The 16,818-nt window shown below is 41.8% G+C and carries 15 protein-coding genes and 4 tRNA genes; 12 read left to right on the forward strand and 7 right to left on the reverse strand.

Annotation, left to right across the window (positions count from 1 at the left end; all coding sequences use genetic code 11):
• Positions 1 to 61: 61 nt before the first annotated feature.
• Entirely contained in the window at positions 62 to 1,378 is a 1,317-nt protein-coding gene (gene rlmD / locus F542_RS08845) for a 23S rRNA (uracil(1939)-C(5))-methyltransferase RlmD (RefSeq protein ID WP_025267354.1), read from the forward strand.
• A 2-nt stretch (positions 1,379 to 1,380) separates the two neighbouring features.
• Here rlmD and F542_RS08850 read toward each other — a convergent pair whose 3' ends face one another.
• Positions 1,381 to 2,229, reverse strand: a complete 849-nt coding sequence (locus F542_RS08850; RefSeq protein WP_015431825.1) for a DMT family transporter — start codon at positions 2,227 to 2,229, stop codon at positions 1,381 to 1,383.
• On the reverse strand, positions 2,229 to 2,696 hold the full coding sequence (locus F542_RS08855; protein WP_015431824.1) for an FxsA family protein: 468 nt from the start codon (positions 2,694 to 2,696) through the stop codon (positions 2,229 to 2,231). Before F542_RS08855 ends, F542_RS08850 begins: the two co-directional genes overlap by 1 nt.
• Before the next feature lie 140 nt (positions 2,697 to 2,836).
• Between F542_RS08855 and F542_RS08860 the strand changes: the two genes are divergently transcribed.
• From F542_RS08860 to F542_RS08905, 11 genes are all read left to right on the forward strand, one after another.
• Positions 2,837 to 2,912: transfer RNA gene (locus F542_RS08860), tRNA-Val, on the forward strand.
• Positions 2,913 to 2,947: 35 nt separating this feature from the next.
• Positions 2,948 to 3,023: transfer RNA gene (locus F542_RS08865), tRNA-Val, on the forward strand.
• Between the two features lie 36 nt (positions 3,024 to 3,059).
• Positions 3,060 to 3,135: transfer RNA gene (locus F542_RS08870), tRNA-Val, on the forward strand.
• A 47-nt stretch (positions 3,136 to 3,182) separates the two neighbouring features.
• A tRNA-Val gene (locus tag F542_RS08875) sits at positions 3,183 to 3,258 on the forward strand.
• Between the two features lie 119 nt (positions 3,259 to 3,377).
• Positions 3,378 to 3,797 carry a DNA polymerase III subunit chi gene (locus F542_RS08880; protein ID WP_015431823.1) on the forward strand — a complete coding sequence of 140 codons (420 nt, stop codon included), beginning with the start codon at positions 3,378 to 3,380 and terminating at the stop codon, positions 3,795 to 3,797.
• Positions 3,797 to 4,234: a GNAT family N-acetyltransferase gene (locus F542_RS08885; RefSeq protein ID WP_015431822.1), complete on the forward strand. Its 438-nt coding sequence runs from the start codon at positions 3,797 to 3,799 to the stop codon at positions 4,232 to 4,234. Before F542_RS08880 ends, F542_RS08885 begins: the two co-directional genes overlap by 1 nt.
• Entirely contained in the window at positions 4,224 to 4,844 is a 621-nt protein-coding gene (locus F542_RS08890) for a DUF1349 domain-containing protein (protein ID WP_025267355.1), read from the forward strand. Before F542_RS08885 ends, F542_RS08890 begins: the two co-directional genes overlap by 11 nt.
• Before the next feature lie 3 nt (positions 4,845 to 4,847).
• Entirely contained in the window at positions 4,848 to 5,018 is a 171-nt protein-coding gene (locus F542_RS11065) for a hypothetical protein (RefSeq protein WP_015431820.1), read from the forward strand.
• A gap of 542 nt (positions 5,019 to 5,560) precedes the next feature.
• Positions 5,561 to 5,953 carry a hypothetical protein gene (locus F542_RS08895; RefSeq protein ID WP_015431818.1) on the forward strand — a complete coding sequence of 131 codons (393 nt, stop codon included), beginning with the start codon at positions 5,561 to 5,563 and terminating at the stop codon, positions 5,951 to 5,953.
• Positions 5,954 to 5,968: 15 nt separating this feature from the next.
• Positions 5,969 to 8,833 carry a valine--tRNA ligase gene (locus F542_RS08900; RefSeq protein ID WP_025267356.1) on the forward strand — a complete coding sequence of 955 codons (2,865 nt, stop codon included), beginning with the start codon at positions 5,969 to 5,971 and terminating at the stop codon, positions 8,831 to 8,833.
• Positions 8,834 to 8,908: 75 nt separating this feature from the next.
• On the forward strand, positions 8,909 to 9,799 hold the full coding sequence (locus tag F542_RS08905) for a hypothetical protein (protein ID WP_025267357.1): 891 nt from the start codon (positions 8,909 to 8,911) through the stop codon (positions 9,797 to 9,799).
• 53 nt (positions 9,800 to 9,852) lie between these two features.
• On the opposite strand, the gene F542_RS10795 is transcribed toward F542_RS08905, so the two are convergent.
• The 5 genes from F542_RS10795 to brnQ all read right to left on the reverse strand — a co-directional run bounded on the left by F542_RS10795 (position 9,853) and on the right by brnQ (position 16,706).
• On the reverse strand, positions 9,853 to 10,419 hold the full coding sequence (locus F542_RS10795) for a hypothetical protein (RefSeq protein ID WP_015431815.1): 567 nt from the start codon (positions 10,417 to 10,419) through the stop codon (positions 9,853 to 9,855).
• Between the two features lie 58 nt (positions 10,420 to 10,477).
• Positions 10,478 to 11,113, reverse strand: a complete 636-nt coding sequence (locus tag F542_RS08915; protein ID WP_015431814.1) for a hypothetical protein — start codon at positions 11,111 to 11,113, stop codon at positions 10,478 to 10,480.
• Between the two features lie 92 nt (positions 11,114 to 11,205).
• Positions 11,206 to 14,145, reverse strand: a complete 2,940-nt coding sequence (gene rne / locus F542_RS08920; RefSeq protein ID WP_172635292.1) for a ribonuclease E — start codon at positions 14,143 to 14,145, stop codon at positions 11,206 to 11,208.
• A gap of 351 nt (positions 14,146 to 14,496) precedes the next feature.
• A complete protein-coding gene (locus F542_RS08925) occupies positions 14,497 to 15,411 on the reverse strand; it encodes a mechanosensitive ion channel family protein (RefSeq protein ID WP_025267358.1) in 915 nt (304 codons plus the stop codon).
• Positions 15,408 to 16,706: a branched-chain amino acid transport system II carrier protein gene (gene brnQ / locus F542_RS08930; RefSeq protein WP_015431811.1), complete on the reverse strand. Its 1,299-nt coding sequence runs from the start codon at positions 16,704 to 16,706 to the stop codon at positions 15,408 to 15,410. The genes F542_RS08925 and brnQ overlap by 4 nt, the downstream gene beginning before the upstream one ends.
• Positions 16,707 to 16,818: the final 112 nt, after the last annotated feature.

Consider the following 16,818-nt stretch of genomic DNA (forward strand, 5'->3'; position numbering starts at 1 on the left):
CCTTTCTTACCAATTTCCCGCTATAATACGCGCTTTATTTTCACTGTTCAAATTTAATCCAATGGCACTGTTTTATTCCGACAAATTGGCAAAAAAATCGCCCAAAACCACCGCTTGCCCAGTATTTCAAATTCAAAATTTAGATTATCAAGGCTTAGGTGTTGCCAAACTAAATGGCAAAACGTGGTTTATTGAAAATGCGCTACCAAATGAGCGCGTAAGAGCCAAAGTATTAGAAGAAAAACGCCAGTATGGCCACGCACAAGCGGTCGAAATTTTGCAAAAATCTGCAAAACGCCAATCCCCTTTCTGCCCAGTTTATTCGCAGTGTGGCGGTTGTCAAATGCAGCATATTCCATTGGAGATGCAACGCCAAACAAAACAAAATTCACTGTTTCAGCGTCTGCAAAAATTACAAGCTGAAGCCATTGACTTTCAGCCCATGATTGTTGGCAATAGCGAAGGTTATCGCCGGCGCGCAAGATTAAGCATTGCTTTACAAAAAAATCAACTGGCTATTGGCTTTCGCCAAGCTGGCTCACAAGATATTATCCACATCAACCAATGCCAAGTGTTGGAGCCCGAGCTTTCAGCTTTACTGCCGAAGATTCAAATACTGCTACAGCAATGGGAAAATAAAAAACAGCTTGGGCACTTAGAGCTTGTGCAAGCGGATAATGGCATTGCTCTGTTATTACGCCACATTGGTGCAATTGCACCTCGTGATCAGCAAAAACTAAGAGATTTTGCCGAACACCATCAATTAATGCTATTTGTCATGTATGAACAAGATCTGATTGAACAGTGGCGGGGTGAAGCTCCTTATTACGAAATTCAAGGCTTAAAGCTGCATTTTTCGATTCGAGATTTTATTCAAGTTAATCGTGAATTAAACCCTAAAATGGTCGAAACAGCGATAAATTGGCTTGATTTGTCAGGATCAGAACGCGTTTTAGATCTCTTTTGTGGAATGGGAAATTTCACCCTGCCAATTGCTCAACAAGCGAAAAAAGTCGTGGGCGTGGAAGGGGTTGAGCCAATGGTTATTCAGGCTCGCCAAAATGCTGAAACAAGCGGTATCAAAAACGCCGAATTTTACCGAACTGATCTCGATCAGCCTTTCATCGATCAGACTTGGGCGAAAGAATCCTTTGACAAGGTGTTATTAGACCCTGCTCGCAACGGAGCATTATTTTGCTTAGATCACCTCTGCGATCTCAAGCCAAGCCGTATCGTCTATGTATCCTGCAACCCTGCAACGCTTGTGCGAGATGCCCAAAAACTGATCGCTAATGGCTACCGTATTGAAAAATCCGCAATGATTGATATGTTTCCGCATACGGGGCATTTGGAAAGTGTGACGTTGTTTGTGAAATAGAACTATTTTTTCAAATTTGCCCACGCTACCGCTCCAATAATCAAAGCACCACCTAAAACCATTTTTAAACTTGGTACGTCATCAAACCAAAGCCAAGCGACCAAAATGGCATACACGGGTTCAAGCGAAATAATCATTGCGGCTGTGCGAGCGTTAATCGTATCAAGGCTAGAAACATAAAGCGTATAGGCAAAAGTGGTGCAAAATACGCCGATACAGCCAATCCAAAACCAGTCGGAAAGGCTTGCAAAGAAGAGTTCACCGCTATAAAACGGTAATAAAATCAGCATAATCGCAAGATATTGCCATAAGCTACTTTCTACACCTGAAAGTTTAGTTGCACTGTGACGATTCATTACCGCAAGCACGCCATAGGAAAAAGCGGAGAAAATGCCCCAAAGTAAGCCTTGTGTCACTTGATTACCAAATTCAAACGCTGGTGTAATCAAAATTAAACCGAATGAAATGGCAATCAATAGCACGAAATCTCTTACTCGGGGTTTCTCCCGAAAAAATAACATTTCAAATAACGCAGTAAAAGCAGGGAAACTCGCAAATCCAAGCGTACCAACCGCAACACCGCCAATTTTTACACCTAAATAGAAGCTAATCCAATGTAAAGCGAGCAATCCTCCCATTACAAATTGCATTAATTTTTCTTGATAAGTTAATTTGGTAAGCGGTCGCTTTTTGAATAAAAAATACAAAGCAATGAATGCAAAAGCAATTATCGCCCGACCAAGAGTAAGTGCTTCAGATGAGCTTTCTATCAATACACCAAATACGCCAGAAAGCCCAAAGAAAATCGCAGTACCGTGGACTTTCAGCAATGCAAGAGAGTATTTATTCACTATTTTATCCTTTTATCGTCATCAGCTTTACGCTCAAATTCCGCATCAAAGGTTGTGCCTTGCGATTGAGACGTGTAAGCCGTTGAGCCAAAAGAGAAAATTTTAAATTTGTTGGCAATAAAACGGCTCGCCAGTTTTTCAATAAATTTGCGAGAGAAGGGCAACAAAGCTAGTACCGCAAGAAAATCACTGATAAAACCGGGGATAATCAATAAAATGCCAGCAATCAAAAACAGGATGGACGATGAAACTGCCTGAGTTGGGATTTTGCCTTCACCAAGCTGTTTTTTAATCTGCCACGCCGTAAAAATACCACGAGCCTTTAACACCCATAAACCGACCACCGAAATTGCTACCATCAGCAAAATCATTGGTAACACTCCGATATTTGAACCAACAGAAACCAATAACGAAATTTCTAGATAGATGTAGAGAAAAAAGCCGAAGATAAAAAGAAGAAATGGCATAATGTTTCCTTGCAGACGAAAGGCGAGATTTTAACAGAATTTTATAAAAATGGGCGAAAATTCCGCCGAATAAATAATTTTTTTGAAAAAATCATTTGACGAGATTTTTCCAAATCTCTATAATCCGCCCCCATTGCGACGGGCGATTAGCTCAGTTGGGAGAGCACCTCCCTTACAAGGAGGGGGTCACTGGTTCGAGACCGGTATCGCCCACCACTTTTCAAGTGCTGTCGTAATAGCTAAGCCGATGTGGGCGATTAGCTCAGTTGGGAGAGCACCTCCCTTACAAGGAGGGGGTCACTGGTTCGAGACCGGTATCGCCCACCACTCTCGGTTTATATCCCTTTGTTTTAAGTCTCAAGTGGGCGATTAGCTCAGTTGGGAGAGCACCTCCCTTACAAGGAGGGGGTCACTGGTTCGAGACCGGTATCGCCCACCACTTAGACTTAAGGCATAAACTTCATATCGATTTTCATTTCGAGAGAAGGGCGATTAGCTCAGTTGGGAGAGCACCTCCCTTACAAGGAGGGGGTCACTGGTTCGAGACCGGTATCGCCCACCACTTTCTAATTCTTCTAAATATTCCTTATACTTATTTCTCAGATAAACTGCCGCATTCTGTTTTAATTTCAGCATTATTCAGCTAAAATAGCCGACTTTTGATAATTGGGAATAACGGGCGTGAAACAAGTAACTTTTTACCTATTAAGCCAAGATTGTATAACTGAATCGGCATGTAATTTAGCCGTAAAACAATGGCGAACTGGCAAAAAAGTGTTAATTGCCTGTGAAACAGAACAACAAGCCTATCAAATTGATGATGCGCTTTGGGCAAGAAATCCCGACGATTTTATTCCACATAATTTATCTGGCGAAAGCACTCCCTACCCAACCCCGATTGAAATCTCATGGGCAGGCAAACGTAATGCGCAACGCCGAGATGTTTTGATTAGCTTGCAACGCCAAATCCCCGATTTTATTGCCAGTTTTAATCAAGTAATTGATTTTGTACCAACCGATGAAGCTGAAAAAGCGATTGCTCGTGAACGTTATAAACAATATCGCCAAATGGGCTGGCAATTAAGCACGGAGAATGCCTAATGCAGTGGCACGCAAAAACATTTGCTGAATTAAGTTCATTAGAGCTGTTTGAGATCTACTACGCTCGCACGGCGGTATTTGTGGTTGAACAAAATTGTGCTTACCAAGAAGTGGATAACAACGATTTACAAGCGGTGCATTTCTTTGCAAAAAATGCAAATAATCTGACCGCTTACTGTCGCCTAATTCCAAGTGATGATGGTGTACATATCGGCAGAGTGTTGGTGGCGAAAGAAAATCGTGGTTCAGGCTTGGCAAGGGAATTAGTACAAAAAGCGATGGATTATTGCAGTACACATTTTCCCAATCAGCCAATCCACGCTCAAGCCCAAAGTTACCTGCAAGCGTTCTATGAAGGCTTTGGTTTTAAAGCGGTTTCAGAAGTGTATTTGGAAGATGGGATACCGCATTTGGATATGGTGAAAAATGATGTTTGATACACAAAAATTACAGTGGCTCAACCCACCAAAACAGTTTGTTATCACAGAAAATTCAGTAGAAATCACCACAGAACCGCATACCGATTTGTGGCAGAAAACTTACTACCATTTTCAAAATGATAATGCTCCAATGTTGCAATTTGAAACTGCGGAACCGTACTTTTCTTTCGTCGTGAAAACCGATTTCAGCAGTTCAAAACAACGTTTTGATCAGTGCGGTATAGTGCTTTACCTAGATAGTGAAAATTGGCTTAAAGCATCGGTTGAATATGAAAATGAACAGTTTCAGCATTTAGGCTCGGTAGTCACCAATAATGGCTACTCGGATTGGGCAACCACCGAAATCGGCTTAAATATCAAACAGATGTGGTATCGTCTAAGCCGTAGAAAAGACGATTTTCGGATTGAATGTTCCCAAGACGGAGTACATTTTGCCCAAATTCGTATTTGCCATTTGAACAAAGCCACAGACAAAATCCGCTTCGGCTTATATGCGTGCAGCCCAGAACATTCGTCTTTTACGGCATTGTTCAGCGAAATGCGAATGGACGAATGTGTTTGGAAAAAGCACGATGGGCAGCCTCCTGATGAAGAGCAAGGGGAATAGGTGATGACTTCAAAAGAAGAACTACTTAGGAAACAACAAGAGCTAGATATTCTCTTCACTGCTTGGTTTGAAGAAAAGAAAAAACACGAAGTGCTGACTTACCGCCGTGAGAATGGAGATTTGATTCAGCATTATCCTGACGGTACGGAAAAAGTGATCAAATATGCACAATAGTTTAGCGATTTTCTACTGCGGTACGAATGGTGCGGGCAAATCAACTTTGCGTGATGCATTGGAAATCACCTAGCACGAGCCGTGCTAGGCTCGATAATCCCAGCTCCTTTGGAGCTGTAACTTAGAGCCACAAAGTGGCTCGGCTATGCGTAACCCCACACGGCTCGTGTGGGGTTGCAAGCGGTCGGATTTAAAAAATTTTTGCAAAAAACTTCTCAAAACATACCGCTTGTAGAATATCAAACGATAGCACTCGCCTCTGACGGGGGCTTAAATAAATAGGCACTCGTCAGAGGCGAGCGCCATCGGGGGCTGAAGCTTGAAAAGAATAAAGAGCCACAGCGTGGCTCGGCTATGCCTAACCCCACACGGCTCGTGTGGGGTGACAAGCGGTTAGGTTTAAGAAAAATATTGCAAAAAACTTCTCAAAACAGACCGCTTGTAAAATACCAACGATAGCACCCGTCTCTGACGGGTGCTTAAATAAGTGGGGTGACAAAACGGTTGGATTTAAGAAAAATTTTGCAAAAGTGGAGTTATATATGAGCGAATCTATTCTAATTTATGGCGGAAAAAGTTTCGGTGAAATTATGGAAGATGGTGGTCTTGGTTGGTGGATAGTAAATCAGTCAAGAGCAGAACATTTGGAATATGCAGTATTAACTCGTTGCTTAACTCAAGAATGGGCAACATATGATGCTGAACAAGGTACTGCAGTTATGCTCTGTAAATTATCTAATTCGGTTGTTAAAGCTAATGATAGCAACAGAAAATGTATAGGTATTAGTTCTTATGCAAGAATTAACATTCCTGAATTTTGGCAAAAAATGACAAATAGTCAGAGAAATCCTTTCAAATATATTGATACAGATGAACTATTAAAAGAATTATCTCCATATTTAAATAAACTTGAATGGCAACCATTCAATGGATAACAAAGAGAAAAACCAATGACAAAACAATTCACAATGGAAGACCGTTTTAACCCTTCCGCCGTAGAGCAAGCGCTCTACCAACACTGGGAATCGCAAGGCTATTTTAAGCCTAGCGAAGACTTATCAGCACCAAGCTACTGTATCGCTATTCCGCCGCCGAATGTGACGGGGAGTTTGCATATGGGGCACGCTTTCCAGCAGACCTTAATGGATACACTGATCCGCTTTCACCGTATGGAGGGGCATAACACCCTGTGGCAGTCGGGAACTGACCACGCCGGGATTGCTACTCAGATGGTGGTGGAGCGTAAAATTGCAGCGGAAGAAGGGAAAACCCGCCACGATTACGGGCGTGAAGCCTTTATCAATAAAATCTGGGATTGGAAAGCCTATTCGGGCGGCACAATCAGCCAGCAAATGCGCCGCTTAGGCAACTCAATTGACTGGGAGCGTGAGCGTTTTACAATGGACGAAGGCTTATCTAATGCGGTGAAAGAGGTATTCGTTCGCTTGCACGAAGAAGGTTTGATCTATCGTGGCAAACGCCTTGTAAACTGGGATCCGAAACTGCACACTGCGATTTCTGATTTGGAAGTGGAAAACAAAGAGAGCAAAGGCTCGCTGTGGCATTTCCGCTATCCGCTTGCCAACGGTGCGAAAACCGCTGACGGCTTAGATTACTTAGTGGTGGCAACAACCCGTCCTGAAACGATGTTGGGTGATACTGCGGTTGCGGTTCACCCTGAAGATGAGCGTTATCAAGCCTTGATTGGTAAGAGCGTAATCCTACCGCTTGCTAACCGTGAAATCCCGATTATTGCCGATGAGTATGTGGATCGTGAGTTCGGTACGGGCGTGGTAAAAATCACCCCTGCCCACGATTTCAACGACTACGAAGTGGGTAAACGCCACGGCTTGCCGATGGTGAATGTGATGACCTTAAATGCCGATATTCGTGCAGAAGCCGAAATTATCGGCACAGACGGTAAACCGCTTGCCGACTATGCTGCGCCAATTCCTGCCGACTACCGAGGCTTAGAGCGTTTTGCAGCTCGTAAGAAAATTGTGGCGGATTTTGAAGCTCTTGGTCTGTTAGATCAAATCAAACCGCACGACTTAAAAGTGCCGTATGGCGACCGTGGGGGTGTGCCGATTGAACCAATGCTCACCGATCAATGGTATGTGAGCGTAAAACCGCTTGCCGAAGTCGCTACCAAAGCGGTGGAAGACGGCGAAATCCAATTCGTGCCGAAACAGTACGAAAACCTGTATTTCTCTTGGATGCGTGATATTCAAGACTGGTGTATCTCTCGCCAACTTTGGTGGGGACATCGCATTCCGGCGTGGTATGACGAGCAAGGCAATGTGTATGTGGCACGTTCGGAAGCGGAAGTGCGTGCGAAACACAACTTGCCTGCGGACTTACCATTAAAACAAGATGAAGACGTACTGGATACTTGGTTCTCATCAGGTTTATGGACGTTCTCGACACTCGGCTGGCCAGAGCAAACCAAAGAACTCAAAATGTTCCACCCAACCGATGTGCTGATTACCGGTTTCGACATCATCTTCTTCTGGGTCGCTCGTATGATTATGTTTACGATGCACTTCATCAAAGATGAAAACGGCAAACCGCAAGTGCCGTTCAAAACCGTGTATGTAACGGGCTTAATCCGTGATGAACAAGGGCAGAAGATGTCCAAATCAAAAGGGAACGTATTAGACCCGATTGATATGATTGACGGTATTTCCCTTGACGATCTGTTGGAAAAACGCACTGGCAATATGATGCAGCCACAACTTGCCGAGAAAATCGCCAAAGCAACTCGCAAAGAATTTGCCGATGGCATTGCTGCACACGGTACCGATGCCCTACGTTTCACCCTTGCGGCATTAGCAAGCAACGGTCGAGATATCAACTGGGATATGAAACGTCTAGAAGGCTACCGCAACTTCTGCAACAAACTGTGGAATGCCAGCCGTTATGTGCTGACTAACGATAAGTTAGATTTAAGTGAAGGTGAAGTGGAATTTAGCCTTGCCGATCGTTGGATTGAAAGCCAATTCAACCGCACGGTGGAAACTTTCCGCACCGCACTCAGCCAATACCGTTTCGACTTAGTAGCGAATGCGATCTACGAATTTACTTGGGATCAATTCTGCGACTGGTACTTAGAGCTAACCAAACCAATTTTCTTCAAAGGCACAGACGCACAACGCCGTGGTGCAAGCCGCACACTGGTAAATGTATTGGAAAAACTCCTGCGTTTAATCCACCCAGTAATGCCGTTTATTACTGAAGAAATCTGGCAGAAAGTGAAAGGCTTTGTGGGTATTGAAGCGGATACCATTATGCTTCAAGCATTCCCGAAAGTGGATACTACACGCATTGATGAAACCGCAGAAGCACAAATCAACTTCATCAAAGAGGTGATTGTAGCAGTGCGTAACATTCGTGCAGAAAGCAACATTGCCCCAAGCAAAGGCTTAGATTTAATCGCCCGTAACTTCTCAGCAGACGAAATCGCTATTTTGAATGCAAACGAAGTATTGCTCAAATCAATGGCAAAACTCGATAGCGTGAAAGTGCTGGAAAATGGCGAGAACGCCCCGCTATCGGTGGCAAAACTGGTGGCAAATGGTGAGATCTTGATCCCAATGGCAGGCTTTATCAACAAAGAAGCCGAACTCGCACGCTTAACCAAAGAGATGGATAAACTCAAAGGTGAAGTGGCTCGCATTGAAGGCAAACTCTCAAACGAAGCCTTTGTTGCCAAAGCTCCTGAGCAAGTTATCGCCAAAGAGCGTGAAAAAATGCAAGGCTACTTAGACGGACTTGCCAAATTACAGCAGCAATATCAAGAAATTGAAGCCCTGTAATCCATAAACAAGCGGTCGGATTTTTGTAAAAATTTACAATATTTCGACCGCTTTAATATATTAAGGAATATGAAAATGTCTTTAACAGAAATTCCAACGCAAACACAATTTGAAGCCATTCCTCCCACAGAAATTTTTAAATTTAAAGAAATTTACAGTAAAGATGCAGCTATTAACGAAGCAACCAAGCTAAAAGAAGAAGCTTTTGGCAAACTGGATATGCTCAAAAATAGAACAACAAAATTTATTAAAAGTTTTGTCAATAAGAATACCTCGCAAGAAAATGATGATATTGATATTTCTTATGAAGGTTGTTTTTTGAAATCTTACTGGAAAATTATGGCTGAACGCCATACTGAATATGAATATAATAGGGAAGAGAAAATCACTATTTCTAATACAGATGCCAAAAACATCAGTATTATTCGTGATGATTCTATGCAATTAGCCTCTTATTCAGTAGATAATGGTAATATTACCTTAAAATTTACTGAAAGCTGTGTACGAGAAAATATTCTTTCACAAATATTTGATAATGAAAATGGTCTGACTGACGAAAACTTTCATAACCATTTCATTAATAAATTTAAGCCCAAAAAATATGATTTTGCTTTAGATAATGATAAATTAATTAAACCTGCTCTATCAAAAGTAGATATGGTACAAAAAATTAATACACGATTATTGGCTGAAATAAAATCACACAGAATTATTAGTGATACTATTCGTTACCGTAAATTTGAACTTTATTTAGTGCCAATACATATTTTCAAATGTTATAAAAAATCGACTCAAGAAACTGTTTATATGCGTATTAATGCCGTAAATGGGGAGCGACTCGAAAATGAGCAAAATATCGAGCTTTTATCTAATGAGAAATTTAAAGAAGTGATTATTGATATTGCTGCTGAAGCAGCAAGTTCCTTTATACCAGGAAGTGGCGTGTTGATTAAATTAGCAAAATAGGTTGCTTTGATACTTTAAATGAAGCCCGCTTAAAAGCGGGCAATGTATGTGGACTACTCACTTTTTGTTTCAGGTTTTGCTTCTAATGTAGCAGCATCTGCCGCTAACTCTTTTTTCACATCAGAAACCGCTTTTTCAAGCATTTTACCTATCTCTTTATCATCAGATTGTAACTCTGATGCCACATTCTGAATCACTTTGCCGAAACTATTCATCTTATCAGCAACGGCTGATTTTGCCTCATTCATAGAATGACCAAAACTTTCTTTCAAACCATTTAGAGCGTCAGAAAGTTTATCTTTCTTTTCATTTGCTTCTTTCCGTGCTTGTTCTGCTTCTTTTTTAGCAGCTTCTACTTCTTTTTGTAAGCTTGCTAATTTTTCTTCAAGATTTTTCTGTGCAGCCGCTACTTTTTCATCCGCTAACCTTTGGGCTATTGCAATTTCATCTTCAGCTTCTTTGCGGATTTCTGCAATTTTCTCATCGCTTGTTTTTTGTAGCTCACTTAATTGTGCTTTAAGATGTTGTACTTCTGCTTGCAGTTCGGTTTTTCCGTTATCACAAGCAGTAAGCGCAACTGCTGAGCCCAATACACTCAATGCTAACAGTGATTTTCTCATTTTTATCCTCATAAATAAAAGGCGTAGAAACTTATCTACGCCTTATTTCAAGTTAAAATTATTTGCTTTCTACCGCAGATTTTACTTCTTCTGCTTTATCACTTACTGCTTTCATCGCATCAGTTGCAGCACCTTTAACTGCTTCAACTTTCTCTGCTGCAGCATCTTTTGCATCTGCTACTGCACTAGTTGCAGTTTCTTTTGCTGCTTCAACTTTCGCTGCTGCCGCTTCTTTTGCATCTGCCACTGCGTTAGTTGCAGTTTCTTTTGCTGCTTCAACTTTTGCTGTTGCTGCATCTTTTGCATCCACTACCGCATTAGTTGCAGCTTCTTTTGCCGCTTCAACTTTCGCAACTGCCGTTTCTTTTGCATCTGCCACTGCATTAGTTGCTACTTCTTTTACTTCTTCAACTTTAGCAACCGCCGCTTCTTTCACTTCTGTTGCGGCATTTGAAACAGCCTCTTTCACATCTTCCACTTTCGCTGTTGCAGAATCTTTAGCTTCCGCAACAACAGCTTTGGCTTCTCCTGCTTTTTCTACTACGGCATCTTTTGCTTCAGCAACAGTTTCTTTTACTTCTGCTGTTGCGGCTTCTGCAGCTTGTTTAACATCTTTTGCTGTTTCCTTTGCTTGATCACAAGCAGTTAATGTCAATGCTGCACCGAATACTAATGCTAAGAGTGATTTTTTCATAAAAAAGAGTCCTTATTAAAGTATAAAAAATACTAGTCTTAGAGTAATGGTTCGAATAATAGTTCATTCGAACCATATCATTTGCATGAATTTTACTCAGGCTGTCTCGCAACCGAATAAACATGGCTCATTGCGCTAGTGTGCCCACCAAAGCCTTTACCGAAGAAATAGTATTTTGAATGTTGCCACTCATGTAGTTGAACTAAATGGATTTCTTCACTTGGCGCTGCAGCCAAGGTTTTCTCTGCGGTAGTATGTTCTACACGAGACACCGTGCCAAGTTTACCGCTAAATTGGTATTCACTTTGGTAAGTGGACGTTGGCATGTCCATTGGTGCAAGTTCTGTGTCTGCTACAGTCTGAGTCGCCACAGAATTTGCGCTTCCTGCTGGAATACCACGACGCTCATGGTTTTCTTTCACTAAATCACGAGTACTCGGCTGACTAACCACTAAACCAAATGGTTGTGCAGTTGGCATTTCTGGTTTTACCGATTTTGTGACATGCTCATCCGTTTGTTCGCGAGTTTGCTCTTTACGCTCTTTGTTTTCTTTCACTAAGTCACGGTTTGTACCTTGAGTGACGAAATCAACGAAAGGCTGAACAGATTCTTGATGTGTCGCGTTTTCTGTTTCTGCTGTTGTAACAACAACTTGCTCTTGCTGCAGCATCTCATCAACAGATAAGAAACTCGGTTTCTCTTCTACTTTTGTATTCGCTAAGGCAACACTAACTTTACCACTAGCCAGTTCTGGCGACATTACAGCAGCCGTTAATGGCATTGGCGCGACAACTTGGCTTGTTTCACGACGCTCACGACGACGTTGATTACCCACTCGTAAGTGACGTGGCATTCTACGACGTCCATTTTCACGATTGTCATTTTCGCCCTTCATTTCCAATGTATCGGCTTTTGCCTCAGGAATCACGACTTCGGCAAGCGTAACATTTGCTACCGGTGCGACAGATGTCGTCTCTAGCTCATTTTTTTCAACACGAGGTTCAACTACTCCTGCATCCACCGCTGGTGCTGCTTCAATTCGCACTTTTTTACGCAGTTCACGGCGCTGACGGCGTTCTGCTACTTTTGCTTGTTGCTCGGCTTGCGGTGAGCTACCAGCAATCTCTTCCACAATCTCACGACGCTTTTTCGGCTCACTAATATTTGCAGATTTTTCTTCATTTTTAACCGCTTGCACAGCATTACGCTCATTACGTTCTGGGTTACGCTCGCGATTTGGGCGTTCACGACGCTGATTACGGCGATCGCGCTGATTACGTGTTTTATTACGCGGTTTTTTCTCTGGCGCTTTCTCTTCTTCCTCAGTAAAGAAACCTTTAATTGCCGCAAAGAAACGGCTCAGTAGCGATGGCTTAGCTGGTTTAACTGGCGTTGGTGCTGGCTGAATATTTAATTCCGCATTTTGTAGCACGCTTTCAACTGTGATCACCGGTTCATTGCGAGTAACTAACGCTTCATCTGAATGGCTGTGCGGCATTTGCTCTTCTTGGCGATCTTGATAACGCTTCGCTAAATCATAGCTAAGTGCTGGCACAATTTCATTTTCACGTAGGCGATAAACGCTAAAGTGCGGGGTTTCCATACTTTCACTTGGTACAACAATCACTTGTACATCATGACGTTTTTCAATATCGCTGATCGCTTTACGTTTTTCATTAAGTAAATACGTTGCAATCTGTACTGGCACAATACTGTGAATTTGTGCTGAATTTTCTTTAATCGCTTCTTCTTCGACTAAACGTAAAATTGAAAGTGCGATGGATTCATTATCACGTACTTTACCCGTACCCTGACAGCGAGGACAAACATGACTTGATGCTTCACTTAATGATGGGCTTAAGCGCTGACGACTCATTTCAAGCAAGCCGAAACGAGAAATTCGACCAAATTGAATTCTCGCACGGTCTTGACGAGTCGCTTCACGAATACGGTTTTCTACTTCGCGCTGGTGACGCACAGGGGTCATATCAATAAAATCAATTACAATTAGACCGCCTAAGTCACGCAAACGCAATTGGCGAGCAATTTCATCTGCCGCTTCTAAATTCGTATTTAATGCCGTTTCTTCGATATCCCCCCCACGGGTTGCACGCGCAGAGTTGATATCAATTGCAGTTAATGCTTCAGTGACATCAATCACAATTGATCCACCTGATGGCAAACGCACTTCACGCTGGAATGCTGATTCGATTTGCGATTCAATTTGATAATGACTAAATAACGGCACTTCGCCTTCGTATAAACGAACACGGTTAATAAAATCAGGGCGAACTAAGCGGATATGATTTTTGGCTTTCTCAAATACTTTTTTGCTATCAATTAAGATCTCACCAATGTCACGACGAAGATAATCACGGATTGCACGTACAATCACATCGCTTTCTTGGTGGATTAAGAATGGCGCAGGGCGAGATTCAGCCGCTTTCTTGATAGCCTCCCAATGGTGCAACAGCACTTTTAAGTCCCATTGCAACTCTTCAGGTGATTTACCAACACCCGCGGTACGCACAATAAGTCCTACGTCTTCTGGCACATCTAAGCAATCTAATGCTTCTTTTAACTCTAAACGCTCATCGCCTTCAATACGACGAGAAATGCCGCCTGCACGAGGATTGTTTGGCATTAAGACAAGATAACTGCCCGCAAGGGAGATAAAGGTGGTTAATGCTGCACCTTTATTGCCTCGCTCTTCTTTGCTCACTTGAACAATAACTTCCTGCCCTTCTTGAATAATATCTTTGATATTTGGGCGGCCTTGGAATACATAACCTTGTGGGAAGTATTCACGGGAAATTTCTTTTAATGGGAGGAAACCGTGACGTTCAGCACCATAATCAACGAATGCAGCCTCTAAACTTGGCTCGACACGGGTAATTTTTCCTTTGTAGATATTAGCTTTTTTCTGTTCGTGTCCTGGGCTTTCGATATCCAAGTCGAACAATCTTTGCCCATCAACGAGGGCTACACGCAACTCTTCTTTTTGCGTGGCATTAATTAACATTCTTTTCATTGTGTTTTCTCATTTTATTGTTTTGATTTATCAACTTCCCTTTGGTTTCTTGAATATTCGCAAGTCAATCTCTCGACTGTCTAAGGGAATGTATCATGTTTTTATGCCAAGCTTTCTATGTCTTACACTCAATTTTCGACTGCATATCAATGCTTAGCTTGCATATTTATACCCGATACAAGCGGGTGCTTTCTGCCTATTTTTTGCAAAGACGGTTGCCCGTTCTGAAAGACAGAAAAACGCTGTATTATGGCATTTTCAACAAGGAATAGAAAGGTAAAAAGTAGGGTTTTTCATGAAAAACAAAAGCGGAATTTGCAAAAAATTCCGCTTTTTTGACCGCTTGTGAACTTAAGGTCGCGTTTCAATTTTAATCGACTGGTTATCAGGCAAATGTAAATCCAGCTGGTTATATGGAATACTAATCCCTGCTTTATCAAACTCTAATTTTACTTTTTCAAGTAAAGCAAACTGTGTCGGCACATACTGATTTGTTCTCACCCAAGGGCGGGCAAATAATTGTACGCTGCTAGAAGCTAATGCACCAACAGCAACACTCGCTTCAGGATAATCCAAGACATTTTCATCTTCAGCAAAAACACGTTCAATAATTTGTTTCGCTTGAGCAATATCCGAGTCATAGCTAATATCAAAAATAAAATCAATACGGCGAATCTCATTACGCGAATAGTTTGTGATACTATCGGCAAACACTTTGCCATTCGGCACCAAGATAGTTTTATTATCATTAGTGCGTAGCTCTAACATCAATAATCCCATTTGCTCAACTTTGCCCGCGACATCTGCGGCTTCAATAAAATCACCTTTTTTAAAAGGTTTGAAAATAAGGATCATGACACCAGCAGCAAAATTCTGCATAGAGTTTTGTAATGCCAACCCGATCGCTAAACCCGCTGCACCAATCAATGCCACTAATGAACTAGTGTTGATGCCAAGCTGCGAAAGTGCAGCAATGACCGTAATCAGTAAAAATAAGAAATAACTGATAGAAGTGACAAAGCTTTGCAACATTTCATCTTTACTAGAGGCTAAAACTGCCTTACCGAGTAAACGGCTAACAAAACGTGCAATATATCTGCCGATGAAAAAAATAGCGATAGCTAAAAGCAGCTTAGTACCATAAGGAATAATCCATTCTTGCAGAATACTTTCTAAACTACTATTTTCAACCGTTTCGATAATTTTTACGGCCTCTGCCTGTAAATCTAGCTCGGCAGCAGCTTGCTCAACGGGTTCTGACATTATGACTCCTGAGATAAAACGCGGCACTTAGAGAGCAAGTAGCCCACTAAAAAGCCAGCGCCAGCGAAAGGTAACCATTCCATTGAAATATCTTTCAGCGGTAGGCTATTCATCATTTCTACACCTGAAACCGATAAAATCGCAACAATGGTGACCAAAGCGAGCGGTAAACGCTGTGCGATTGGCGATAATTTAATAAAGATGTTGATCAACATTAAGAAAATGACAGTAATTGCAATAGGATATAACACTAAAAGCACAGGCACTGATTTTGAAATCACAAAATCAAGCCCTTGGTTAGCGATGATAAAGCTAATCAGTGAAAATATTAACACATACACGCGGTAGCGAATTTTCGGAAATACCTCATGGAAGTATTCACTTGTAGTCACGATCAACCCAATTGAAGTGGTTAAACACGCGAGTGTTACAATAATCCCTAATAATGAGCGTCCAAAATCGCCAAAGGTATCGCTTGCCACACTATTTAAAATAAATGTACCAATATTTTGTCCTTTTGCATTTAACTCGCCTAAAGTCTCCGCACTAATTGGATAGCGATTACCAATCCAAGCTAAAGCGATATAAATTGCTCCTAACGCTACCGCGGCAATAATCCCTGCAATTGCAGTTTGCTTTAATAATGCACTGCCATGATTACCCCGTGCCTTAATCGCTTTAATCACAATAACAGAGAAAGTGATAGAAGCAAGCGCATCCATAGTCAGGTAGCCTTCAACAATGCCATTAAAAAACGGTGATTCTAATTGACTAGCTTGCTGTAGATTATCACCATCTAACAAAAAGAATGCTTTAACCACTAAAGCAAGAATCGCAATTAATAGTACAGGGGTTAAAATTGAACCAATACGCGCCACCACTTTAGATGGATTTAAACTAAACCATACGGCAATGAGATAATAAACTAAGGTGAATAAAAATAACGATACGGCATTACTCTCGCCGCTAAATGGTAAGATTGCCATTTGATAAGCCGTTGCGCCCGTGCGCGGAATAGCAAAAAAAGGCCCAATTGTGAGATAGATCACCATTAAAAAAATCAGTGAGAAATAAGGGTGCACATTCTGACTCAAGGCTTCTTTATAGCCACCTTGATAATACCCGCTCACAGCAATCCCCAACAACGGCAAACCAACACCAGTTGCTACAAAGCCAATAATGGATGGTAAAAATTCCACGCCACTGTCCAAACCAAGTTTTGGAGGAAAGATTAAGTTACCCGCTCCAAAGAAAATGGCAAATAGCATAAAGCCGACCACAAATGTATTTTTGGTCATACACACTTCTCCATAATGTAAAACACGTTATCCTTTCGGATAAACACTATCCGCAAACTCAAAATAGGTAAAACCTAAAAAAACAAGCGGTCGGATTTTAGTTATATTTTAC

Origin of the sequence: Bibersteinia trehalosi USDA-ARS-USMARC-188, from assembly GCF_000521725.1 — a bacterium.
Lineage (GTDB): Bacteria > Pseudomonadota > Gammaproteobacteria > Enterobacterales > Pasteurellaceae > Bibersteinia > Bibersteinia trehalosi.